A 24479-nucleotide genomic window follows, 5' to 3' on the forward strand; every position below is an offset into this window, starting at 1 on the left:
GAGCAGACGGTGGTCCGGCGCGTTGAGCGCCTGGCCGCTGCTGTTCGGCAGGCCTGCTCAGCGTGGGCCGCTGGCCGCCGCCGCTCTGGGTACCGCACCGGGCGCCGCACCGGGCGCGACCACGGCCTTCGGTTCGCTCACGGTCACCTCACCCGAGGTCTGATGGATGGCCTTGTAGGCCGAGCGCTCCACCGACTTGACCAGCTTGCCGATCAATTCACCGTTCGACATCTGGCTGGCGACGTCCAGTGCTGTGGAGTCCGGGTCGGCGTACTTGGTGTTGTCGAAATGGCGTTCGCGCCTGATCAGCGCCATGGACTTGGCGTCGAAGGTGAGCCGTTCGAAGTACATGTAGGGCGCGACATAGGTCGATGCGTGCGCCGTCTCGCCCGTGCGCGGATTGACCGTCTTCTCGTCACCGTCATCGCCCTGGCTCATGATGAGGGAGCCTGCGGCCGAGCCATCATTCATGCTGTCGAGGTCGAAGTCCATGCGCTCCACCGGCTGCACGTACACGCCGATGCCGCTGAGCTTGGTGCCGATGCCCTTCATCTCCAGGTCGGCGTACGCCGGGACAATCACTTCGATCCGGTCCCAGGTCTGTCGTTCCGCCAGGCCGTTCAGGTGCTCGGTCAGCGCCGCCAGCACAATGCCCTGACGCTCATTGCCGCGTGCCTTGGCCAGCCTGGAGGCCACGTCGTCGGGCATGGTCCATTGCAGGAGCACATGCTGGGCGCCGGGTTCTTCTTCCGTCAGCGCTTGGTCCAGTCCACGCAGCACCGCGAAGTTCAGTGCCTGGCCGGACACCTGCAGCGTCTGGCGCTTGTAGGGCGCGGTCTTGCTGCTCGAGCGCTTGAGCTGGCGCACAAATTCGATGCGATCACCGACAGCGGCCAGCAGGGCCAGCGTGGGTGGTGTCACCGGCCCAGCCTGGGCGGCCACCACCATCAGCGGCTGGGTGAGCGCAAGAGCAAGAACAAGAGCGAGCGCTAGAGGGGGGAGCGATCTCATGGAGGCACCGGCAGGGGTTTCGATCCAGGGATGCTAGGGACGGTATGTACGGGGCTTGTGAAGCGGGGCGGGTGTGTTGCGCCGATGCCCTGTCATGGTCGGCCCTCTTGCATCAATCGACAGGCAGCTCCCGATACGACGTCTTCACGCGTCCCGTCGCCGCAAAGTCCTTCAACAGTTCCAGGAGCGAAACCGGCTGGCGTGTCGCCAGTCGATTCCCGTCAACTTCTTCAAACGCAAAGAGGCCATGCTCGACATGCGGGTAGACCACCACTGAAATCGGGTGGCCTTCCTGCTTCAGTTTCTTCAAGCGCCTCAAGGTTTCACCGTGCGGTGCGTCGATGTCTTCGCCCCCCAGGATCCACAGTTGGGGCACCTTCAGCGTTTCCAGCACTGGCATCGGGTCGTAGTCCGGCTGGACGCCGTTGAATGCAACCGGGCCGATCTGGCGAATGGTCGCCTCCGGCATCTCCATCATCAGCCGGGTGAGGTTGCCTCGCACGAACGGGAACCATGGCTCGTTGCGATAGGACGCCAGCAAGGCCGCCAGTTCCTGGTAACCGGATTGAAAGCCGCTGCGGAGAATGGCCTCAGCGGCTTTCCCGATCTCAAGGGCCTTGGCGGTTTCCTCGGGGCCGAAACCGTGCCGGGTCATGTCGAGCGCCAGGGCCTCCTGGTCTTGCTCAATCGGCTTGATGGCAAGCCCGTAGCCCACCATCACGAAATCGGCGCGGGTGAGCGTGGCCGCGCGTGGGGCCGTCCACCCGCCCTGGCTGGTGCCATAGAAGCCGACCCGGTCGAGACGGGGTCCAGTCAAGCGCCGAACTTCGGAGAGTGCTGCTGCGGCGTCGCCTGCCAATTGACTGATGTCGTGGGTAAAGGTGCCGAAGGAAGCTCCCGTGCCGCGCTTGTCGTACACAAAGGCGCCCACCCCCACAGCGGGTAACAGGCGCTGGAGGGCGTAGAAGCGCAACGCGGAGAAATCTTCGGAGCCGTGCACCAGCACGACCACCGGCACGCGCGCCCTTCCTGGCGGCAGGACAAGCCGGCCCGCCAGCGTGACATCTCCGCTGGCAAAGCGGCTCTCGACCACAACAAGGGGCTCCCGCTGCGCCCTCTGCCCTTTAAAAATGATGTGTCCTTTTGCACAAGAGCGGGTGTCGACCTGTACGCCATCTGGGCGGCCCGTCCAGCCCAACGTGCTGGTCCATCCCCGTTCGCCCGACGGTGTGAGGAGTCCAGAGGTGCCGTCAGGGCGCCGCCAGCGCAGCTTGCCGTCCGCCGCCGGGCCGAGATCCACGCCACCTCCCCCCGGGAGACGGTAGTAGCCGACTTCGCAATCCACGGGGCGGTCGGATGAACGGACAGCCGAGCCGGCCGCCGCACTGGTGCCACCGGTTGCCAGCGCCGCCCAAAAGACCAACAGAAAGCGGGCCATCAGGTCTTGGAGCTTCATCACGGACGTCCTTCCAACCAGGTGGGGAGAACTGCAAGGTTCAGCGGGTGGGCCCGAGCCGGCAGGGGGGGGCGTCTGAGGCCCCACGAGGCGCCCGCCATGGTTCTGATTGTCAGACTCAGCGGCCAGCTCAAGGAATAGCGCCCCCTGCATCTCATCCCCCCTTTCCTGCATTTCGTCGCCCACCCTTGGCGCGCCCCCCTGGCCCTCGTTATGGTGTGTTACCTCACCAACACACCGGCGCCTTGGCGCCCCACCCGATGCCCAGCTGGAACGACCATGCGCCGATCTACCAGCAGCTTGCCGACCAATTGGCCGCGCAATTGCTGGACGGTGATCCCCATGAAGGCGATGCCATGCCCTCGGTCCGGGTGCTGGCCAGCCGCTATGTGATCAACCCGTTGACCGTCAGTCGGGCCCTTCAGTCGCTGGTGGACGAGGGCCTGCTGGAGAGCCGCCGCGGCATGGGCATGTATGTCCGCAGCGGCGCCCGCACCCGCCTGCTGCAGACGGAGCGCGAGCACTTCCTGCAGCAGGAATGGCCCCGGCTGCGGGAGAAACTGCGTCGCCTGGGCCTGCGCCAGGAAGACCTCTCCTGGGAGGACGCATGAGCCTCCTGGCCTGCCGCACCAACCCGTCGAACATCCGGATCACACGCGATAGGGAGCACCCATGACCCACCTGATCGAGGCTCGCAACCTCAGCCTCCAGTACGGCCGCAAGGTCGCCTTGCAGGACGTGAGCTTCAACATCCCGCCCGGCCGGGTGGTCGGGCTGCTGGGCCACAACGGCGCCGGCAAGACCTCCTTGATGAAGGCGCTGGTCGGCATCAAGGCCTTCAGCGGCGAATTGAAGGTGCTCGGCCTGGACCCGCATGCCCATCGCAGCCAGTTGCTCGACGCTCTGTGCTACATCCCGGATGTGGCCGTGCTGCCCCGCTGGGCGCGCGTGGCCGACCTCATCACCCTGATGTCCGGCCTGCAGCCCCGGTTCTCCGCCGACCGCGCCCGGGCGCTGCTGCGCCGCACCTCGGTGGGTGAGCGCGACAGGGTCAAGCAGCTCTCCAAAGGCATGGTCACCCAGCTTCACCTGGCGCTGGTGGCCGCCATCGATGCCCGCCTGATGGTGCTGGACGAACCCACCCTGGGGCTGGATGTGATGTCCCGCAAGAGCTTCTACGAGATGCTGATCGACGAGTGGTGTGATGGCGAGCGCAGCGTGCTGATCTCCACCCACCAGGTGGAGGAAGTGGAAACCCTGCTGTCGGATGTGATCATGCTGGACGAGGGCCGCCTGGTGCTCAACATCAGCCTGGCCGAGATCGACGCCCGTTTCGTGGCGCTCTCCCACGACCCCGAGGCGGCAGCGGCCATCGAAGCCAGCCATCCGCTGCTGCGCTACCGGGTGCAAGGCCGCCCGGCCGCGCTGTTCGATGGACCGCCCCCGGAGGACATCAGCCAACTGGGCCAGCGCTTGCGGCCCAACCTGGTGGACCTGTTCATGGCCCTCACACGCAAGCCGGAAATCCAGGCCCGCGAGGCCTGAAGCGCGGAGATACCCAAGCATGAGAACCTTCAATACCCTGCTGCTGCGCGAGTGGCTTCAATACCGTTGGGGCTGGGCCGGCATCGTGCTGATCCCGGTGATCGTGCTGCTGGCACTGGTGCCCTTCAGTCAGGTGGCCGGCGTGGAAACGATGGCGCCGGAACCGATCGCCCTCATCAGCGCGGGGCTGACCATGGGCCTGGTGATGGCCATCACCCTCGCCACATCGTTCTATCAACTGATGGCCCTGCCGAGACGCGATCAGCAGGATCGCTCGATCGAATTCTGGAAATCCCTGCCCGGCACCGACAGCCAGAGTCTGGCTGCACCTCTGCTGGCGCATGCCCTGCTGCTGCCCCTGAGCGCCCTGGTGCTGGCCACGGCCGGGGGCGCGCTGGTGGGGGCGGCGATGGCCTTCAAGGAACTGGGCCCGGACGGACTGCGGCAGATGCAGTGGGCCGGGTTGGGCGTGGCTGGCGTGTGGCTGCTGGCCCGGCTGATGCTGGGGCTGGTGCTTGCCCTGCTGTGGCTCTCACCGTTCCTGCTGGCGCTGATGGCCGCCAGTGCGTGGCTCAAGCGCTGGGGCGCACCCTTGCTGATGTTCGGCCTGGGGGGACTGATCAAGCTCTATGACGGCCGGGCCCTGATGGAGGTGCTGGGGCGCCAGGTGCTGGGCGCCAAGCTCTCCCTCATCAGCGGCGCGCCGGGGCTGACGTCCTTCCCGGCAGGCAACACCAGCCTGCCGATGGAAGAGCTGTACGACGCGCTCTATCGCTTCCCGTCCTGGGCGCCGCAGGACATGCTGCTCGCACTTCAACACATGCTGAGCCCGCAATTCTTCGGCGGGCTGGTGGTGGCAGCCGCGTGCTTCGGGCTGATGGTGTGGCAGCGCCGTCGGGTGGCGTGATGATGCGTGGTGGGCCCGTGATGGGCCAGGGCGGCCCGGTATTGGGTGTCGCCGCTGAAACGCGGCGCTGCTCAGGCCAGCGCAGGGCCGCAGGTGGTCCAGTCCGGCGCACGAACCTGACGTAGATCCCCTTCGGCTTCATTCAGCAGCGCCATGGCCGCCCACAGCAGCGCCACCGCCAGCAGGATGCTGGCAGCGCGCATCAACCGTCGTCGAAAGAGTCGGCGTGCGGCAGCCTGACGTCGTTCCGAGCTTGCGTCCGCCACGGAACCATGGAGGTGCAAAGGGGCTTTCATGGCGATGCCTTGAGGTGAAGCAGAGGGAGATCCGCCCTTAGGGCAGCACAGTCCCCAGGCCCCAGAGCAGGGCCGGGTACACGGCGCCCCAGGCCACGGCCATGAGGCCGAGAGCCTTGACTCCGATCAGGACAGGTTGTCCGCGCTTGGCGGCTGCAGCAGTCTTCAACATGGTGCTCTCCTTGAGCTGGCCAACGTACCGTGCAAACGTCGTGCCAGGCCTTTGCGTTGACGGGAGCAACGCCTGCTTGCCGTGCGTTACGCGTGCGTTACTCACGTTCACAGCCGGCTTCCGCCAGCTGACGAGCCAAGGCGGCCCGGCTGAGACACTCACGCGTTGCGATCGACCCGCAGCGCCAGCAGCACGGAGGTGTGGGTCTTCAACACCCCGTCGAACTCCCCGATCTCATCCAGCAATTCGTCCAGCCGCGCCGTGCTTTCTGCTCTGAGCGTGGCCATGTAGTCAAAGGCGCCGCTCACGGACGCGAGCTGCCGCAATTCCGGCAATCGCGACAGCTTCTTCACCACCTCCCGGCCCGCACGCGGTTCCACGGTGATGCCCACAAACGCCTGCACGCCACGTTCCACCGCTGCGCCGCCCAGGCGCACCGTGTAGCCCGCAATCAAGCCGTCCGCCTCCAAGCGCGCCAGCCGAGCCACCACCGTGGTGCGGGCAATGCCCAATTTCCGTGCCAGGTTGGCCGTGGACTCTCGGGCATTGGCCTGCAGCAGCGTGATCAGGTCACGGTCCAGACGGTCCCTCAGCGAAGGCGGTGTGGAGTCGCTCATGACAAACCCTTGGTTCTGACGAAGTGAATGTGGACGATGACGAAACGTCAGGCTAGCAGGCTTTTTCGACGATCTGGTGCTTTCTTTCGTCGCCAGCCCTGGGGAGACTGCGGACAGCTTTGCAAAAACGCTTCGCTCGCATCTCAAACCAGGAACAAGGAGTCGACTCATGAAAGTGGCACTGCTGGGCGCCGGACACATCGGCCAGACCATCGCGCGCCTGCTGCACGGCAGCGGGGATTACCAGGTCACCGTGATGGACCGCAATGCACAGGCCCTGGCCCTGCTGGCCAGGGAAGGCATTGGCACCCAGCAGGTGGACACCGAGCACCAGCCGGCCCTGGCCGCCGCGCTGCGTGGGCAGCAGACGGTGGTGAATGCGTTGCCCTACCACCTGGCGATTCCAGCCGCCCACATGGCGCTGGAGGCGGGCTGCCACTATTTCGACCTGACCGAAGACGTTGCCGCCACCCAGGAAATCAAGCGCATCGCCGAAGGCGCCAAGACCGCCTTCATGCCGCAGTGCGGCCTGGCGCCCGGCTTCATCGGCATCGTGGCCCATCATCTGGCCAAGCGCTTCGATGAACTGCAGGACGTGAAGATGCGGGTCGGTGCCCTGCCGGCCTTCCCCACCAACGCCCTCAAATACAACCTGACCTGGAGCGTGGATGGGCTGATCAATGAGTACTGCCATCCCTGCGAGGCCATCCACGACGGCCAGGCCATCTCGGCGCTGCCGCTGGAAGGGCTGGAGCATTTCTCGCTGGACGGGACCGAGTATGAAGCGTTCAACACCTCCGGCGGCCTCGGCACGCTTTGCGAAACCTGGGCCGGCCAGGTGCGCAACCTGGACTACAAGACCGTTCGCTACCCCGGCCACCGTGACCTGATGATGTTGCTGCTGGACGACCTGCAGCTCAAAAACGACCAGCAGACCCTCAAGGACATCATGCGCCGCAGCATGCCGGCCACCATGCAGGACGTGGTGCTGGTGTTTGTCACCGTGTCCGGCATGAAGAACGGCATGCTGATGCAGGAAGTCTTCGCGCGGAAGATCTTTGCCCAGCGGGAAGGTGATCAGCCGCTGTCGGCCATCCAGATCACCACGGCCGCTGGCATCTGCGCCGCCGTGGACCTGTTCCGCGAAGGCCGCCTGCCGCCAAGCGGCTTCATCCGGCAGGAAGAAGTGGCCCTGCCTGATTTCCTGGCCAACCGCTTCGGCCAGGCCTATCAGCAGTCTCGTCAGGTGGAGTCCATCGGCTGAAGGAGAATCGACCCATGAGCATTGCAAGCACCGATCTGCTGGCCGCCCTGGGCGTGCCGAGCACCGCCTTCACCGGCGGCTCCCTGACTGTCCGCAGCCCCATCGACGGCGCCGTGATTGGCGCGGTGCCGGAGGCCGCCGCCGCCGCCATGAGCGAGGCCGTGGGCCGTGCCCACACCGCCTTCCTGGCCTGGCGCCAGGTGCCCGCCCCCAAGCGTGGGGAACTGGTCCGCCTGTTTGGCGAGGAACTGCGCACCCACAAGGCAGACCTGGCCCGTCTGGTCTCGCTGGAAGCCGGCAAGGTGACCAGCGAAGGCGAGGGCGAAGTGCAGGAGATGATCGACATCTGCGATTTCGCAGTCGGCCTCTCCCGCCAGTTGCACGGGCTGACCATTGCCAGCGAGCGCCCCGGCCACCGCATGATGGAGCAGTACCTGCCCCTGGGGGTGGTGGGCATCATTTCCGCCTTTAATTTCCCGGTGGCGGTGTGGGCCTGGAACTCCGCGCTGGCCCTGGTGTGTGGGGACACCTGCATCTGGAAGCCCAGCGAAAAGACGCCGTTGACGGCCCTGGCCACGCAGGCGCTGTTTGAGAAGGCGGTGGCCCGTTATGCCGGCGCCCCTGCGCATCTGTCGCAGGTGGTGGTGGGCGGTGCCGCTGTGGGCGAGACCCTGGTGGACAACCCCCGTGTGGCCCTGGTGTCGGCCACGGGGTCCACCCGCATGGGCCGCGCCGTGGGGCCCCGCGTGGCCGCGCGTTTTGGCCGCTGCCTGCTGGAACTGGGCGGCAACAACGCCATCATCGTCACCCCCAGCGCCGACCTGGATCTGGCGGTGCGCGGCATTTTGTTCGGTGCCTACGGCACGGCCGGCCAGCGCTGCACCACCACGCGTCGTGTGATTGCGCATGAATCCATCCATGACGAGCTGGTCCAGCGGCTGGAGCGCGCCCGCGCCCAACTCAAGATCGGCAGCCCGATCGAAGCCGGCAACCTCATCGGCCCGCTGATCGACAAGGCCGCGTTTGATGCCATGCAGGCAGCACTGGCGGCCGCTCGGGCGCAGGGCGGGGAAGTGACCGGTGGCGAGCGTGCGCTGGCGTCGCGTTATCCGGAAGCCTGGTATGCCGTGCCCGCGCTGGTGCGCATGCCGGCGCAGACGGCGGTGGTGCGCCAGGAAACCTTCGCCCCCATCCTCTACACCCTTCAATACAAGACGCTGGACGAAGCCATTGCGCTGCAAAACGATGTGCCGCAGGGCTTGTCTTCGGCCATCTTCACCAACGACATCCGTGAGGCCGAAACCTTTGTCAGCGCCACCGGGTCTGACTGCGGTATCGCCAACGTGAACATCGGCACCTCCGGCGCCGAGATCGGCGGGGCCTTTGGCGGGGAGAAGGAAACCGGCGGTGGCCGCGAGTCCGGCTCTGATGCCTGGAAGGCCTACATGCGCCGCACCACCAATACCGTCAACTATTCGCGCGAGTTGCCGCTGGCGCAGGGTGTGAAGTTCGATGTCTGAGTTGGGAACGATCCAAACGTCCTCCGCTGCTCCCCAGGCCGCCTCTCTGGCGGCTGCGGCAACACAGGGGCAGGCGGTGGAGCAGACGGGTGTCTTCCGGCTGCTGACGGTGGCGCTGGGGGAGGTACTGGCTCGCCAGGCCTTTGCGCAGTTGCATGTGGTGCCTGCATTGCTGCGCCCGGTGGAGGCGTGGGTGAGCCGCGCCGAACTGGCGCAGGCCCTGAACATGGCGCTGTTCCTCGACGTCACCCGGCGGGTGCCGATGGCGTCGGCCTATGTGGCGGACCTGCAGCGGGCCGGCGAGCGGCTCGTGTTTGACCATGGCGCGTTGCGCACGGTGGCCTGGCCGAGTGGCCAGCTCCCGCCCGGCGAAGCCTCCATCACACGTGTGCTGCGGCCGTTGGGATTCGAGATGGCGGCCACCTATCCGCTGCCTCGGCTGAAGATGACCGGTCGGGCCTGGCGTCATGCCGACCTGCCGGAGGACGTGGCGCAGTACTTTGTCTCCGAACTGCATCCGGAGCGTTTCTCCGAAGGCTTCCAGGCGACGGTGACGCGGGTGTTGTCCACATCGCGAGATCCGCTGTCGCCGGCCGACCTCGCCTTGCTGGAGCAACTCGCGCGTGACCGGCAGTTGCCCTTTGCAGCGGCGGAGGTCCTGTTGCCGCATCTCATCGCCTGCTTTGCGCGCCACCATGGGCTGTTTGAAGCGGACGACTATCAGCAACTGCTGAGCGAGTCTGCAGAAATGGCCTGGATCGCCACCGAGGGCCAGGCTTTTAACCATGCCACCGACCGTGTGGCCGACGTCGCCGCAGTGGCCGAGGCGCAGCGGGCGCTGGGCCGGCCAGTGAAGGACAGTGTGGAAACCTCGGCCACCGGCCGCGTGCGCCAGACCGCCTTCCGCGCAGCACGGGTGATGCGCGAGTTTCACGACCGTGGGCAGCGGGTGATGCTGGAAGTGCCTGGCAGCTTCCATGAGTTCATCCAGCGTGAGCCCTTGCCCGGCTCCACGGCACTGGACCTGGCGTTTGACGCGGGCAATGCCACCGGCATCTTCAAGATGACCGCCGGACGTGCCACCACCGACGAGGCTCCGACATGCTGACCGCGCTGCTGGCTCAGGCGCGCGGCCTGTGTGGGGACGCTCATGTGCAGGAGGGCGCCGGCATCGAGCCGCGTTATTTGCAACCGGCCCGGTATGGCGCAGGGCAGGCGGCGTGCATGGTGCGCCCCTCCAGCGTGGCGGAAGTCTCCGCGCTGATGGCCCTTGCGGCCGACCATGGGGTGCGGGTGATTGCCCAGGGCGCGCACACAGGGCTGGTGCGCGCCGGCACACCGACGGACGCGCAGCGGGATCTGCTGTTGAGCACCGAACGGCTCAAGCAGGTCTTTGAGCTGGATCTGCTGGACCGGACCTTGCGGCTGTCGGCGGGCTATCGGCTGTCTGAAGTGAATGAACGGCTGGCCGAGCACGGCTTGTGGTTCCCCGTGGACCTGAGTGCCGACCCCAGCATCGGTGGCATGCTGGCCCACAACACCGGCGGTACCCGCATGCTGCGTTATGGAGACGTGCGGGCCAATACCTTGGGGCTGGAAGTGGTGTTGGCCGAACCGGCGGGGCAGGTGCTGCGGTGTGGCCAGGGCCTGCAGAAGGACAACTCGGCGCTGGCGCTGGGGCATCTGTTCATCGGGTCGTCGGGCAGCCTGGGTGTCATCACCGAGGCCACGCTCAAGCTGAGCCCACTGCCGCGTCAGCGGGCCGTGGCGCTGGTGGCGCCCAGTGGCCTCGCGCCGGTGTTTCCGCTCTATCAGACGGTGATGCAGCGCTGGGGTGTGCTGGTGTCGGCCTTTGAGGGCATCAGCCGGGCCGCGCTGGAAGCGGGGCTGCATGGGCAGGATCTGTCCCGATGGTTCAGTGGCGAGCTGCCGGACTATGCCTTGCTGATTGAACTCAGCAGCGAGCTTCCCTCCGACCAACTCGATCTCCAGGGGCTGCTGCAGGGCTGGCTGGAAGCTGAGTTTGAGAGCGGCCGGGTGGCAGACGCCGTGCTGGATGCGGACGAGGCCATCTGGGGCCTGCGGCATCGCATCAGCGAAGGGCTGCGGGTGCAGGGCAAGGTGATCGGGCTGGACCTGTCGCTGCCTCGGCGTGCGTTCATGGTCTTCCGGGAAGAAGGCGCGGCCTGGCTGGCGCTCAACCACCCCCAACTGCGGCTGGCCGACTTTGGCCATCTGGGCGACGGCGGCCTGCACTTCAACATGGTCTGGCCCAAGGAGGCGGGACCCTTGGACCCGGCGCAAGAACTGGCCCTGCGGGAGGGCCTCTATCGGCTGGTGGCGGCGCACGGTGGTTCCATCAGCGCGGAGCATGGTGTGGGACCGCAACTGCAGGAGGCGTATCGGGCGCATTGGCGTCAGGTCTCGCCTGCGGTGCTGGATTGGGCGGGCCGCGTACAAATGCTCTTTGATCCGCACACACGTTTGGGGGGAACGCAATGGGGCGCATAAAACGCTTGCCAACCCCTCCAGCTGTGCTAAAGTCTAATTCTTCGCTGATCAGTGCAGCAAAACAGCAAACAAGCAGCAGCTTGGGAGCTGAAAGCTGAAGTGGTCAGTGAATAAATCCTGAAAGCCCAGGTGGCGGAATTGGTAGACGCACTAGTTTCAGGTACTAGCGGGTAACTCCGTGGAGGTTCGAGTCCTCTCCTGGGCACCAAATCTGAAAGGCCAGCACACGCTGGCCTTTCGCATTTCTGCGCGCTGCTGGGCATGTTGAGCATGCGGCCTGCCGTGCCCGAGGCAGGGCCACCAGTGCGCACGCTGCATCCTCCCCTCACACGGCCGCTCACACGACGCCCCCTCAACGTGCGCCGCTATGTGTGCCGCAACCTGCGCGGCCATGTACGCGGCCATGTACGCGCCCATGTACGCGCCCATGTGCGCCCCCCCGGCAAGCCTCAATTTGCGCTGCACGGAGTGCCCCAGTGACTGCACGCGGTGAGTGCCCCAGTGAGCGCTGCCAGTGAGCGCCTGATGCAGCCCCTCATTTCGCGCTGAACGTCCGTCCCCCCGCTCCCCCGGACATTGCGACAAAATCGGCGCATGCCCAAACCCGCCACCATCATCGATGTCGCCCGCGAGGCGGGGGTATCGATCAAGACCGTCTCCCGCGTTGTGAACCAGGAGGCCGGGGTACACGCCGAAACGCGGGACCAGGTGCAGCAGGTGATGGCGCGGCTGAACTACCGCCCCAAGCAATCCGCCCGAAGCCTGGCCGGTGGCCGGTCCTTTCTCATCGGCCTGCTGTATTACGACCCCAGCGCGGCCTTCGTGGGCGGCGTCCAGCAAGGGGCCACCTTGCGCTGCCGCGAGGCCGGCTACCATTTGGTGGTGGAATCTCTCCACAACGATGCCCCCGACCTGCAGAAGCAGGTGGACCGCATGGTCTCCGCCCTGCGCCCGGACGGCATGATCCTCACTCCCCCGCTGTGCGACAACCCGCAGGTGCTGCAGGCCCTGCGCGACAGCCAGACCCCCTGTGTACTGATCTCCCCGGCGGCGGACAACCCCGAGCATCCCAGCGTCCGGATGGACGACGTGCATGCGGCGGAAGAAATCACCAACCTGCTGATCAGCCTGGGCCACCAGCGCATCGCCATCATCAAGGGCGCCAAGGACCAGGTGGCGTCGAAACGTCGCTACCAAGGGTATGCCGCCGCGCTGAAGGCCCACGGCATCCCGCTGGACAAGGACCTGGTGGTCCAGGGGGACTTCACCTTCCCCACCGGCGTGGACGCCGCTTATCAGTTGCTGAGCCGCCGCCAGCGGCCCACCGCCGTCTTCGCCAGCAATGATGAAATGGCGCTGGGGGTGCTGGTGGCTGCGCAGCGCCTGGGCCTGGAAGTGCCAGGGGACCTGTCGATCGCCGGTTTTGACGACACACCCGCCGCAGCCCGCGTCTGGCCTCCGCTGACCACCGTGCGCCAGCCCATGGATGAAATGGCGCGTGCGGCCGTTGATCTGCTGGTCGGCGCGCCACGGTCCGGGGAGGGCGCCGGGGAGGCCGTCACGCAGGCGGGGCAGCACCGCGTGCTCAAGCACGAACTGATCGTGCGTGACTCCACCGCCGCCTCGCTGCACAAACCCACACGCGCCCGCAAAGGCGCCTGAAGCCTCAAGCGGCCATCTTCAATCCGGCCCGGCTCAGCATCAGCTCGATCAGCTCCCGGTGGCGCGGCAGGTCCCGCACGGCATGCTGACCCAACTGGGCAATCATGCGGAACTCCTGCTGTGCCTCTGCTGAGCGGCGCCAACCCGCGCGGGCACCTTCCAGGCGCGTCTCGTATTCCATCCCATACAGCACATACTGCCAGCTGGCCGGCAGGTACATCTCCACATCGGTGATGAAGTCCAGCCGCTGCGGCGGGCGATGGCGCCACATGGCGAGTTTGTCGCGCAGGCTGTCGGGCATGCTGCTGGGGTCCGCGTTGTCGCGCCAGAAGCGGGTGTCCCGGCGCTGCGTCAGCGCGTAGTGCATCTTGATGAAGTCCACGATGCGGGCATATCGCTCTGACATGAACCGATTGAAGTGGCGGGCCACCGGCTCGGTATCGCCGTCAAACGGGAACAGCTGTGCAATCAGATAGGCGGCCGTTTCAATCAGCCCGATGCCGGAGGATTCCAGCGGTTCCAGGAACCCGCCGGACAGGCCCACGGCCACGCAGTTCTTCACCCACTGCGTTTCTCGATAACCCACATTGAGCGTCAGCTTGCGCGGTGTCAGTGACTGCGCAGCCGGGCCGATGTAGTGACGCAGTTCCCGCTCCGCAGACTCGTCATCCGTGTGCCGGCTGCTGTAGACATGCCCGATGCCGCGACGCTCCTGCAGTCCGATATCCCAGATCCACCCATGGTGCTGGGCCGTGGCCATCGTGCAGGAGGCAATCGGCGCGTCCGGCCGCTCATACGGCACCTGCATGGCCAAGGCGCGGTCCACAAACAGGACATCCTTCAACGGCTTGAAGGCAGAGCCCAGCGCCTGTCCGATCAACCGGGCATGAAAGCCGCTGCAATCCACATACAGCCCGGCCCGCAGCACACCGGCTTCGCGCGTGTGCACCGCCTCAATCGCACCTTGTTCATCCAGCGCCACCTGATCGACAGTGGCAATCACTCGTTTCACGCCCAGCGACTGGGCCTGCTCGGCCAGCAACACCGCAAAGCGCCCCGCATCGAAGTGATAGGCATAGTTGAGTGCGCCCTGGAAATCACCATCGCCGGCCCGCTTGGGCCCATGACGCGCATCCACCACCGCCTTCTGCAGGGTCACGGCTTCTGCAAAGGCCCGGTCGGGACCTGCGTCGCCCATCAGCCAGTACGGCAGCAGTTCCGGCGCGCCCGGGCGCTGGCTTGGCAGGCTGAAAGGATGGAAGTAGTGATCGCTGCCTCGCTGCTCCGGCCCTCGTTCCGCCACCGGCGGACGCACCCAGTCATTGAACTGCACCCCCTGTTTGAAGGTCGCGGAGCAGGCCTGCAGAAATCGCGATTCCGAAATGCCGATGGCAGACAGGGTCCCCCGAATCGAGGGGAAGGTGCCTTCACCGACGCCGATGATGCCAATGTCGCTAGCCTCCACCAGCGTGATGCGAACCCCACCATGGGCCGTGCCGAGGTGCTGCGCCAGAAACGCCGCCGTCAGCCAGCCGGCCGTACCGCCACCCACAATGAGAATGTCCTCAATCGCCTTCATGCCGGTTGTCTCCGTGTTTATGCTGTGTTGTGCAAAGGCATCAGTCGTCCGGGATTGCCCTGCCCATGGGACCTGTGACGCGTCGAGAGGGCAGGAGAGCGACTACGGGTAAATGATAGTGCCCGAAATGACAACGGTGTCAATGTTCTCGTTGACAACGTTGTCAGCGATTGCCTAGGATCGCCATCAAATCACAAGAGCAACCTTTCAAGAGCTTCCCGAAAGCCACCCAGGAGACAACATGACTTCAGCTTCGTCCCGCAGGCCAGCCATTGGGCTGGTGACCCCCGTTCAGATGGCAGTTCTAGCCTTGATGGCCGGCGCGGTCCACGCTCAGCAGGCCCCTGACACCCCCGCGCCTCAGCCCGCCCCTCAACAGGAATCCGCCCCTCAGGGCAGCACCGGTGCCACCGCCGAAACCAAGGACGGCAAGCAGGCCTTGCCGCAGGTGCTGGTGACCGCCACCAAGCGCAGTACTTCACTGCAGAAGACCCCGGTGTCGGTGACCGCCATCAACGCCTCCACGCTGGAGGACGCGCATGTGAAGAGCATGCTGGATGTGTTCAACCTGGTGCCCAGCATGCAGGGCACCGGTCAGGGCGACCACGGCATTGTCAGCATCACGCTGCGCGGTATCGGCAATGACAGTGCCAAGACCGAATACGCGGACCCGGAAGTGGCCCTCTTCGTGGACGGCGTGTTTGCGCCGCGTCCGGAGGGTGCCGCCACCATGCTGTTCGACCTGGACGGCATCGAAGTCCTGCGCGGACCGCAGGGCACCCTGTGGGGCCGGAACTCCACCGTTGGCACCATCAACATGAAGACCGCCAAGCCGGTGCTGCGTGACAGCTCCGGGTATGTCGAAGGCGGTGTGGGCAACTACGCCCGCATGGGCGTCAAAGGCGCCGTGAACATTCCGCTGGGCGATACCGCCGCCGCTCGTCTTGCCTTTGCGCATGAGCAGCACGACGGTTATGTGTCCTACCAGCGTCCGCCCGAGATTTCGCTGGCTTCGCAGCAGGCCGCCTACAACGCCTATGTCGCCGGTGGCGGCACGGCGGTGGGCTTTCAGCCGATCAACAACAGCCTGTTTGTTCAGAGCGGCGACAAATACAACGCCCAGAACCAGACCGCCGCGCGTCTGAGCTTCCTGCTCAAGCCCAGCGACAAGCTGCGTTGGGACGTGTCACTGGAACACTTCATGGATCGTGGTACGCCGTCCATGAGCCTGATGCAGACCCCACGTGAAGGCGAGAAGTTCTGGTCGGCCCTGATCGACACCGCCCCCTCGCTCAAGCGCGACTCCACGTCCATCCGCAGCCGTCTGGAATATGACCTCGGCGGCATGGCACTGGCCTACGTGGCGGGCTACACCCACTTCAAAGGTTCCGGCACCTATGACCAGGACTTCGGTGTCAATGTGCCCACCAGCTTCACCACGGGCGGTCCTCACCAAGCGGACAACACCGTCTGGAGCAAGTACACCAGCCACAGCCATGAAGTGACGCTGCAGAGCAACGAGCGCCAGACCATCGACTGGGTGCTGGGTCTGTACTACGCCGCTGAAGACAACGGCATCCGCTTCGATATCCCCATCATGAACGGCACCCAGCAGGGCACCGTCAGCTGGCAGGGGTCGTTCATCCAGCCCAAGGAAACGGTGGATTCCACCGCCGCCTTTGGCCAGGCGACCTGGAACCTGTCCGAGGCCTTCCACGTCACGGGTGGCCTGCGCTATACGCATGATGACCGCAAGAACAAGGGCGGCCGCGGATGGGTCTGGGCCGGCAATGCCTCGGCACCGCAGATTCCGCTGAACCCGTCGGTGGACCCGACGAATCCGGCCAACGGCTACACGGCGGGCAACATCAACGATGCCCACTACACCGGAAACAAGACGACCTGGCTGGCCCGCGCCGCCTACGACCTGAGCAAGACCGCGATGGTCTATGCCAGCGTCTCGACCGGGTACAAGTCCGGCGGCACTGGTGACGGTGGCTTGCCTTATGGTCCCGAAACCCTGACCAACTACGAGCTGGGCTACAAGACCACGCTGTGGGATGGCCGCATGACGTTCAATGCCAGCGCCTATCACATGAAGTTCAAGGACTTCCAGTTCAGCGCGCCGGTGATCGTCAACGGCAACCGCCAGTTCGCCTACAGCAATGCGGAAGGCGCCAAGGTCTCCGGCCTGGAAGTGGAAACCGCTGTGATGCTCACGTCGGACGACAAGCTGCAACTGAGCGCCAGCTACACCAAGACCAAGCTGGGCCAACTGGTGGCGGCGTCCAACGACTATGCGCTGCCCACCTGCTTTGACCCAGCCCTGGGCGGAAACTGCGTCGACGTCACCGGCAATGAACTGCCCCATGCGCCGAAGTTCGCCTTGCAGCTGATGTACGAGCACAACTTCCCGCTCTCCAATGGAGACGGCATTGCGCCGCGCATCAGCTTCCACTACCAGACCGCCAACTGGCTGTCGGTGTTCAACCTGGGTGATGGGGACCGCCAGAAGGCGTATTCCACCGCAGACATCAGCCTGCGCTACACCTCCAAGCGCAACTGGTATGCCGATCTTTATGTCCGCAATGTCAGCGACGAGAAGATCAAGACCAGCGCAGGCAGTGCCGGTACCTATGCCAATCCGATCTGGGTGGCGCAGTACTCGGCGCCCCGCACCTTCGGCCTGAACGCGGGCTACAACTTCTGACGGGCAGGTGATGGGAGTGCCCGGCTGGACATCGTTTGACTGCACTGCGCGGCCTTGCCCGAGGGCGATGGCCCGCCGTGCCACTCCCTGCCTTTGATTCCGCCATGAACAGAAAGACCATGCAGCCTTCCGACGCCACGCCCGCGACCGATACCGCCCTGATCCGCGATCTGATTTTCCAGCCTGCCTGCAGGCTTTCAATGGGGCTCTGCTACCAGTGCTGCACAAATCGAGGGCGCAGCCCGCGAGGACGGCAAGGGGGAATCCATCTGGGACCGCTTCTGCGCCCAGCCCGGCCGCATCAAGGATGCCTCCAACATCGATGTGGCCTGTGATCATTACCACCGCTATGGCGATGATGTGGCGCTGATGAAGTGGCTGGGCCTGGATGCCTACCGCTTCTCCATTGCCTGGCCTCGCGTGCAGCCACAAGGCCGCGGCGCCTGGAATGAAGCCGGCTTTGCGTTTTACGACCGGCTGGTCGACAAGCTGCTGGAAGCGGGCATCCGCCCGCATGCCACGCTCTATCACTGGGACCTGCCGCAGGCGCTGGATGACGGCATTGGCGGCTGGCTCTCCCGCGATGTGGTGCCGCTGTTTGCCGACTATGGCGCAGAGGTGGCGCGTCGTTTGGGTGATCGTCTGGCCAGCATTGCCACGCTGAATGAACCGTGGTGCTCCGCGACGCTGGGCTACGAGACCGCGCAGTTTGCGCCCGGTCACACCAGCCGTGCCGAAGCGGCGCAGGTGTCCCACCATCTGCTGATGGCCCACGGCGCGGCCATCCAGGCCATGCGGGCCGTGGGGCCGAAGTCCGAGCTGGGCATTGTGCTGAACTTCACCCCGTCATTCCCGGCCGAACCGCTGCTGGAGGCCGACCGCCGTGCCGCGCGCATTGATGACGGCCTCAGCACGCGCTGGTACATGGACCCGGTGTTCCGGGGCCAGTATCCCGCCGACATCATCGACTACCTCGGGGCGGACGCGCCGAAGATCCAGGCGGGCGACCTGGCGCTGATCCATCAGCCGCTGGACTTCCTCGGGGTGAACTTCTACACCCGCAGCTTCATCAGCACCCAACAGCCTGGCCTGACACCGCCGGGGGAACTGGGCTTCACCGACATGGGCTGGGAGATCTATCCGCAGGCGTTGACGCAACATCTGCTGCGCATCACCCGTGAATACACACCGCCCCCCATGTACATCACTGAAAACGGCATGGCCAATGCGGATACGGTGGTGAACGGTGCGGTGCCCGATCAGGCCCGCATTGCCTATCTGCGCAGCCATCTCTCCGCGCTGGCGCAGGCGGTGGCATTGGGCGCGGATGTCCGGGGCTACTTCTATTGGAGCCTGCTGGACAACTTCGAATGGAATTCCGGCTACCTGAAGCGCTTTGGCCTGTTCCATGTGGACTATGACAGTCAACAGCGGTTGGCCAAGGACAGTGCCCACTGGTACCGCAACGTGATTGAGCAGTTCCGGCAGCCGTAAGAACCGGGGGCGCTCCTCTGGGCGCGCCCCCGACCGCCCTCATCACCAGATGCGGATACGGTCTTCAGGCGCCTTGTACATCTTGTCGCCCTGGCGGGTCTTGAAGGCCTCGTGGAAGCCGTCGTGGTTGACCACCGCGCCATTGGCCCGGAAGGCCGGAGGCGAATGCGGGTCCACCGTCAGCAAGGTGAGCTCGCGCTCCTCACGCGTCTTCTGGCGCCAGGCCTGTGCCCAGCCCATGAAGAAGCGCTGCTCGCCGGTGTAGCCGTCAATCACCGGGGCCGGCTTGCCGCCCAGCGACCGCAGATATGCCTTGTAGGCGATCTGCAGGCCGGACAAGTCCGCAATGTTCTCCCCCAGGGTCAGCTTGCCGTTCACGTGCTTGCCCGGGATCGGCTCATAGCCTTCGTACTGGGCCACCAGGCGGGCACCGATGGCGTCAAAGGCCTTGCGGTCTTCATCGGTCCACCAGTTGCGCAGGGTGCCGTTGCCGTCGAACTGGCTGCCCTGATCGTCAAAGCCATGGCTGATTTCATGGCCGATGACCGCGCCAATGGCACCGTAGTTCACCGCATCGTCCGCCTTCGGGTTGTAGAAGGGCGGTTGCAGGATGGCGGCCGGGAACACGATCTCGTTCATCGTGGGGTTGTAGTAGGCATTCACCGTCTGCGGTGTCATCAGCCAGTCGCGGCGGTCGACCGGCTTGCTGGCCATGGCCGCCTTGCGCTGCCATTCAAACTGCGCGGCACGCTGGGCATTGCCCAGGGCGTCACCAGCCCGGACCTCCAGCTTGCCGTAGTCGCGCCAGGTGTCCGGATACGCGATCTTGATCATGTATTTGGACAGCTTGTCCTGCGCCTGCGCCTTGGTGGCGGGCGTCATCCAGCTCAGGCCGTCGATGGAGGTCTTGTAGGCCGCCAGCAAATTGTTCACCAGCGCCAGCATGCGGGCCTTGTCCGCCGCCGGGAAGTAGCGCTTCACGTATTCCTGGCCCACGGCTTCGCCCAGCGCGCCGTTGACATGGTCCACCGCCTTCTGCCAGCGCGGCTGGTCGGTCTTCAGGCCGCTCAGCGCCTGGCCGTGGAAGGCGAAATGCGCCTCCCGGAAGGGCTTGGGCAGCACGTCGGCATGGGCATCCAGGGCATGCAGGGTCAGGTAGAGCTTCCAGTCCTCCAGCGGGGCGTTGGCCAGCAGCTTGGCGGCGCTGACGAAGTAGCTCGGTTCCATCACCACCAGCTTGTCCAGCTGGGGCAGCGACGCGGCGGCGAAGTAGGCCTTCCAGTCGAAGCCAGGCGCTTTGGCGGCCAGCTCCTCCGGCGTCATCGGGTTGTAGACCTTGGTCGGCTCGCGCAGGTCCACTTTGTCCCACTGCACCTCGGCCAGGCTGCGCTCCAGGGCCAGCACGCGGCGTGCAGCATCGGCGGGGTCCTTCAGGCCGGCATGGCGGGCCAGGGTTTCCAGATAGTGGTGGTAGGCGCCCAGGGCCTTGGCCAGACGCTCGTCGTCCTTCTTGAGGTAGTAGTCGCGATCGGGCAGACCCAGGCCGCTCTGCCCGGCCTGCAGGCGGTTGGTGCCGGGTTCGGCATAGTCGGCCTCGATGTCCAGCCCCACGGCGGTGTCGACCACACCGTTGGTCTTGCCCATCCAGGCGGCGAGCTGCTCACGGGTCTGGATGGCCTGGATGCTGTCCAGCATCGGGCGCATGGCGGCCAGGCCGGCCTTGTCGATGGCGGCGGTGTTCAGGTAGGCGTTGAAGTAGTCGCCGATCTTCTGGTCGTTGCCGGCCTTGCTTTTCTTGGCGGCAATCGCTTCGGCGATGGTGCGCACCCGCTTGTCGGTCATGTCGGCCAGCACGGTGAAGGCGCCGAAGGAGGACTTGTCGTTGGGGATGGCGGTGTGGGTCAGCCAATGGCCGTTGGCCGCACGGAACAGATCATCCTGCGGGCGGACGGTCTTGTCCGCGCCGGACAGGTCCAGGCCCGACTGCGGGGGAGCGGCCATGGCAAGGGCGGCGAACTGCATCGCGGTCGCCAGCAGGGTCAGACGGATGGCTTTTTTCATCACAGGCGCATGAAAGGAGTGCGGGCAAGCCCGACGGAGCATCTAGCCTATGACAAAAGACAGGGGCTGCCAAAAGCCATGAGTCCCGCAGGCGCAGGGGGCGACCCGTCGGGACCGCCGCCGGGCGACTGCCGTCGGGACTGCGATACTCCGCCCAAACAGGACCAAGGACCGCTGCGGCCTGCGGGGCGATGGCCGCGCGGACCGCCGACAGAGTCAGGAGTGCATGTGGAGACATTGCAGATATCAACCGATGCGCGGGGCGTGGCTCGCGTGAGGATGAACCGGCCGGAGGTGTTCAACGCCTTCAACGAGGCCATGATTGCCGACCTCACCGAGGCCTTCCGGCAACTGGGCGAAGACCCCGCCGTGCGGGTGATCGTGCTGTCCGGCAACGGCAAGGCCTTCAGCGCCGGAGCGGATATCCAGTGGATGAAGCGGGCCGCCGAGGCCTCGCAGGGCTGGAACGTCGAGGACGCCCGGCGCTTTGCCACCATGCTGGATGGGCTGGCGCGCTGCCCCAAACCGACGCTCGCCCAGGTGCATGGCGTGGCACTGGGCGGCGGCGTGGGCCTGACCCTGGCCTGCGACATCGCCATCGCCACCCGTGGGGCGCAGTTCGCTGTCAGCGAGGCCCGCTTCGGCATCCTGCCGGCGGTCATCGGGCCCTATGTGGTCAATGCGGTCGGGCCGCGTCAGGCACGCCGTCTGGCGCTGACCGCCAGTCGCATCGAGGCACCGGAAGCCCTGCAGTTGGGCCTGGTGCAGCAGGTGGTGGACGCTGAGGGCCTGGACGATGCCGTGCAGACCTGCATCACGGAGCTGCTGGCCGGGGGGCCGCAGGCGCAAGCCGAGATCAAGCGGCTGATGGCGCAGCTGGCGGTGGGACCGATCACGCCGCAGGTGCTGGAACTGACCGCCCAGACCATCGCACGGATACGAACCGGGGACGAAGCCCGCGTAGGGTTCGCCGCCTTCCTGGCCAAGCAGCCCGCGCCGTGGATTCCGCCGGCCTGAGCCGATGGCGAGGCCTATCCTGACCACGCCCCTTTCACTGATCGATGCACAGACGGCCGCGCCGCAGCGCGCCGCTGACGGAGACTTTTAATGACCACAGCAACACCCGCAGGCGCTCCTTGGCGAGTGACCGAGGTGCCTCCAGCGCAGGCGCCGGTGGCGGTGATCGGTGCCGGTGTGATGGGCGCGGGCATCGCCCAGGTGGCCGCGCAGGCCGGGCATCCGGTGCAACTGATGGATGTGCGGGACGGGGCCGCCGCTGGCGCCATCACCGGCATTGGCAAGGCGTTGGACGGCCTGGTCACCAAGGGCCGGATGCCGCCGGAGGAGCGCGACGCCATTCTCTCGCGCCTGCGGCCGGCACGGTCGGTGGCCGATCTGGCCGGCGCCGCGCTGGTGGTGGAAGTGATCATCGAACAGCTGGAGCCCAAGCGGTCGCTGCTCAAGGAGCTCGACGCGCTGCTGCCGCCGGATGCGCTGATCGCTTCCAACACCTCGTCGATCAGCATCACCGCCCTGGCCAACGGCATGACCACGCCGCAGCGCCTGGTGGGCATGCACTTCTTCAACCCGGTGCCGCTGATGAAGCTGGTGGAGGTGGTGTGGGGCGCCGAGACGGCGGCCGGCGCCGCAGCCGCCGTCGAGACACTGGCACGGCGTTGGAACAAGACGCCTGTGCATGCGCGTTCCACCCCGGGCTTCATCGTGAACCGGATCGCCCGTCCTTATTACGCCGAAAGCCTGCAGGTGCTGCAGGAGCAGGGGGCGACAGCGGCGGTGGTGGACCGGGCGTTGCGGGGGGCCGGCTTTCGCATGGGGCCCTGTGAGCTAATGGACCTGATCGGGCATGACACCAATGCGCTGGTCACGCAGTCGGTGTTCGAGGCCAACTTTGGCGACAAGCGCTTCCAGCCCTCCCTGGTGCAACGCGCACTGGTGGAGGGGGGGCGGCTGGGACGCAAGGTGGGCAGGGGCTTTTACGACGGCGTGCCGCCGGCACCATCCCCCGTCGAGCGGCCCGACACACCGGCTCCCGCCGTGACGCTGGCCGGGCAGGGGCCGCTGGTGGAGTCACTGGCCCACTGGCTGGGGCATCGCGGACTGGTCTTCACGCGCGCGCCGGAAACGGATTGGCAGGGGCTGATGCTGGACGGTGGGAAGCTGCAATTGCATCTCACCGAGGGACGCTGCGCGGCCGAAGTGGCCCACCGTCGTCGCCATCCCGGGGTGGCCGTGATCGACTGGCCGCTGGCACCGGACCGGGCAGACGGCCTGGCCGTGGCCTTTGCGCCCAAGGTGGATGACGCGCAGAAGCAGGCTGCCCGGGACCTGCTGCGTCATCTCGGCTGGGAACCGCTGGAGCTTCGCGACCTTCCCGGCCTGCTGGTGGCTCGCACCGTCGCCATGCTGATCAACGAGGCGGCGGATGCCGTCTGGCAGGGGGTCTGCGACGCCTCGGCGGCGGACACCGCGATGAAACTGGGCGTGAACTACCCGGCCGGACCTTTCGAGTGGCTGGCCCGCTTGGGAGCCGGCCCGGTGGTCGACCTGCTGGACGCCTTGTTCACCAGCTATCGCAGCGAGCGGTACCGGGTGAGCCCGTTGTTGCAGCAACAGCGCTGGACGGATTGAGCCACCTGCGGCGCTGATCCCTTGGACGCGCTGAATGGGCCGTGCTCCGCCATCGACCGCGCTCAACCCTGATGCGCCAAAGAAAAACGCCGCTGAGGGAGTCCGCAGCGGCGTTTTTGATGGGCGGGGCTGACTTCAGAGCAGCATGCGCAGGTGCGCCTGGGCTTGCAGCAGCGGGGGCAGGCAATGCTCCACCATCTGTTCCATGCTCATGCGCGAGGCGTGCACGCTGATGGCCATCGCAGCGACGGTGTCGCCCTTGTAGTTCTTCAGCGGCACGCTCACCGAGCGCAGACCCTGTTCCAGTTCCTGGTCGATCAGCGCATAACCCTGAGCACGTGCCCGGGCGATTTCGATACGCAGACGTTCCGGATGGGTGATGGTGTGCGGGGTCAGGGCGTTGAGTTCCTGGCGGGCGATGAAGGCATCCACATCCGCCTGCGACTGGGCGGCCAGCAGCACGCGGCCATTGGCGGTGCAGTAAGCCGGCACGCGGGTACCGGGTTGCAGGGTGGGGGACACCACACGGCCGGCGCTGGTCGCGGAGATGCAGATCACATCATTGCCATCCAGCACCCCTGCGGAGCTGGCTTCCTTCATGGCGTAAGCCAGCTTGTGCAGTTCCGGCTCGATGATGCGCGGCAGGCGGGCGGAATGCATGTAGCTCTGGCCCAGGCGCAGCACCTTGGGGGTCAGGGCAAACATCTTGCGGTCCTGCGACACAAAACCCAGGTGGGTCAGGGTGAGCAGGTAGCGGCGCGCGGCGGCGCGGGTCAGGCCGGTGCGGCCAGCCACTTCGCTGATGGTCAGGCGCGGACGTTCCTGATCAAAAGCTTCAATCACGGCCAGACCTTTTTCCAGGCCGGCCACCAGGTCCCGCTTCAGCGGACCGGTACGGACTTCTTCCGTGGGGGATTCAGGAATGACCGCAGCAGCGGTCAGTTCGTCGTCAAGGGAGCGTTCAGCGGACATGGCAAACCATCTGTGCGTTTAACGCCCAAATCTGCTGGGCGTGGGCAGGAGAT

General features: G+C 65.9%; 20 protein-coding genes and 1 tRNA gene. 13 read left to right on the forward strand and 8 right to left on the reverse strand.

The features are described from left to right. Positions 1-57: 57 nt before the first annotated feature. Both OU995_RS07175 and OU995_RS07180 read right to left on the reverse strand, forming a co-directional pair. Positions 58-1011, reverse strand: coding sequence for a hypothetical protein (locus OU995_RS07175; protein ID WP_267834853.1), 954 nt, complete (start codon positions 1009-1011; stop codon positions 58-60). 112 nt (positions 1012-1123) lie between these two features. After that, positions 1124-2467 carry an alpha/beta hydrolase family protein gene (locus tag OU995_RS07180; RefSeq protein WP_267834854.1) on the reverse strand — a complete coding sequence of 448 codons (1344 nt, stop codon included), beginning with the start codon at positions 2465-2467 and terminating at the stop codon, positions 1124-1126. A gap of 260 nt (positions 2468-2727) precedes the next feature. Here OU995_RS07180 and OU995_RS07185 point away from each other — a divergent pair, with 260 nt between their 5' ends. From OU995_RS07185 to OU995_RS07195, 3 genes are all read left to right on the forward strand, one after another. Beyond that, positions 2728-3078, forward strand: coding sequence for a GntR family transcriptional regulator (locus OU995_RS07185; RefSeq protein WP_267834855.1), 351 nt, complete (start codon positions 2728-2730; stop codon positions 3076-3078). Between the two features lie 61 nt (positions 3079-3139). After that, entirely contained in the window at positions 3140-4012 is an 873-nt protein-coding gene (locus tag OU995_RS07190) for an ABC transporter ATP-binding protein (RefSeq protein WP_267834856.1), read from the forward strand. Between the two features lie 19 nt (positions 4013-4031). After that, a complete protein-coding gene (locus OU995_RS07195; RefSeq protein WP_267834857.1) occupies positions 4032-4919 on the forward strand; it encodes a hypothetical protein in 888 nt (295 codons plus the stop codon). Positions 4920-4990: 71 nt separating this feature from the next. On the opposite strand, the gene OU995_RS07200 is transcribed toward OU995_RS07195, so the two are convergent. From OU995_RS07200 to OU995_RS07210, 3 genes are all read right to left on the reverse strand, one after another. Continuing rightward, on the reverse strand, positions 4991-5122 hold the full coding sequence (locus OU995_RS07200) for a hypothetical protein (protein WP_267834858.1): 132 nt from the start codon (positions 5120-5122) through the stop codon (positions 4991-4993). 130 nt (positions 5123-5252) lie between these two features. Next, positions 5253-5387, reverse strand: coding sequence for a hypothetical protein (locus tag OU995_RS07205; protein WP_267834859.1), 135 nt, complete (start codon positions 5385-5387; stop codon positions 5253-5255). Between the two features lie 158 nt (positions 5388-5545). After that, positions 5546-6004, reverse strand: coding sequence for an Lrp/AsnC family transcriptional regulator (locus tag OU995_RS07210; RefSeq protein ID WP_267834860.1), 459 nt, complete (start codon positions 6002-6004; stop codon positions 5546-5548). Positions 6005-6173: 169 nt separating this feature from the next. Here OU995_RS07210 and OU995_RS07215 point away from each other — a divergent pair, with 169 nt between their 5' ends. The 6 genes from OU995_RS07215 (at position 6174) to OU995_RS07240 (ending at position 12961) form a co-directional block, all read left to right on the forward strand. After that, the gene (locus tag OU995_RS07215) at positions 6174-7268 is read left to right on the forward strand and encodes a saccharopine dehydrogenase family protein (protein WP_267834861.1); all 1095 of its coding nucleotides are present in this window, start codon (positions 6174-6176) and stop codon (positions 7266-7268) included. A gap of 14 nt (positions 7269-7282) precedes the next feature. Continuing rightward, a complete protein-coding gene (locus tag OU995_RS07220) occupies positions 7283-8788 on the forward strand; it encodes an aldehyde dehydrogenase family protein (protein WP_267834862.1) in 1506 nt (501 codons plus the stop codon). Positions 8789-8888: 100 nt separating this feature from the next. Beyond that, entirely contained in the window at positions 8889-9896 is a 1008-nt protein-coding gene (locus tag OU995_RS07225; RefSeq protein WP_420714878.1) for a 2-oxoadipate dioxygenase/decarboxylase family protein, read from the forward strand. Continuing rightward, positions 9890-11299: an FAD-binding oxidoreductase gene (locus tag OU995_RS07230; RefSeq protein WP_267834863.1), complete on the forward strand. Its 1410-nt coding sequence runs from the start codon at positions 9890-9892 to the stop codon at positions 11297-11299. Before OU995_RS07225 ends, OU995_RS07230 begins: the two co-directional genes overlap by 7 nt. Before the next feature lie 123 nt (positions 11300-11422). Continuing rightward, positions 11423-11507, forward strand: a tRNA-Leu gene (locus tag OU995_RS07235). A 386-nt stretch (positions 11508-11893) separates the two neighbouring features. Then, a complete protein-coding gene (locus OU995_RS07240) occupies positions 11894-12961 on the forward strand; it encodes a LacI family DNA-binding transcriptional regulator (RefSeq protein WP_267834864.1) in 1068 nt (355 codons plus the stop codon). Between the two features lie 4 nt (positions 12962-12965). Here the strand turns inward: OU995_RS07240 and OU995_RS07245 are convergent, their stop codons facing one another. Continuing rightward, complete coding sequence (locus OU995_RS07245) at positions 12966-14540, reverse strand: tryptophan halogenase family protein (RefSeq protein ID WP_267834865.1); 1575 nt, start codon at positions 14538-14540, stop codon at positions 12966-12968. A 295-nt stretch (positions 14541-14835) separates the two neighbouring features. On the opposite strand from OU995_RS07245, the gene OU995_RS07250 reads away from it, so the two are divergent. Together OU995_RS07250 and OU995_RS07255 are read left to right on the forward strand one after the other, a co-directional pair. Beyond that, positions 14836-17250, forward strand: a complete 2415-nt coding sequence (locus OU995_RS07250; RefSeq protein WP_267834866.1) for a TonB-dependent receptor — start codon at positions 14836-14838, stop codon at positions 17248-17250. Positions 17251-17433: 183 nt separating this feature from the next. Further along, positions 17434-18744: a GH1 family beta-glucosidase gene (locus OU995_RS07255; RefSeq protein WP_267836200.1), complete on the forward strand. Its 1311-nt coding sequence runs from the start codon at positions 17434-17436 to the stop codon at positions 18742-18744. 42 nt (positions 18745-18786) lie between these two features. On the opposite strand, the gene OU995_RS07260 is transcribed toward OU995_RS07255, so the two are convergent. Beyond that, the gene (locus OU995_RS07260; RefSeq protein WP_267834867.1) at positions 18787-20805 is read right to left on the reverse strand and encodes a M13 family metallopeptidase; all 2019 of its coding nucleotides are present in this window, start codon (positions 20803-20805) and stop codon (positions 18787-18789) included. 228 nt (positions 20806-21033) lie between these two features. On the opposite strand from OU995_RS07260, the gene OU995_RS07265 reads away from it, so the two are divergent. Both OU995_RS07265 and OU995_RS07270 read left to right on the forward strand, forming a co-directional pair. Then, the gene (locus tag OU995_RS07265) at positions 21034-21822 is read left to right on the forward strand and encodes an enoyl-CoA hydratase-related protein (protein ID WP_267834868.1); all 789 of its coding nucleotides are present in this window, start codon (positions 21034-21036) and stop codon (positions 21820-21822) included. 90 nt (positions 21823-21912) lie between these two features. Beyond that, entirely contained in the window at positions 21913-23454 is a 1542-nt protein-coding gene (locus OU995_RS07270) for a 3-hydroxyacyl-CoA dehydrogenase (RefSeq protein WP_267834869.1), read from the forward strand. A gap of 135 nt (positions 23455-23589) precedes the next feature. Here OU995_RS07270 and OU995_RS07275 read toward each other — a convergent pair whose 3' ends face one another. Then, positions 23590-24426 carry an IclR family transcriptional regulator domain-containing protein gene (locus tag OU995_RS07275; RefSeq protein ID WP_267834870.1) on the reverse strand — a complete coding sequence of 279 codons (837 nt, stop codon included), beginning with the start codon at positions 24424-24426 and terminating at the stop codon, positions 23590-23592. Positions 24427-24479: the final 53 nt, after the last annotated feature.

The sequence above is a fragment of the Roseateles sp. SL47 genome (assembly GCF_026625885.1).
In the GTDB taxonomy this organism is placed as follows: Bacteria; Pseudomonadota; Gammaproteobacteria; order Burkholderiales; family Burkholderiaceae_C; genus Roseateles.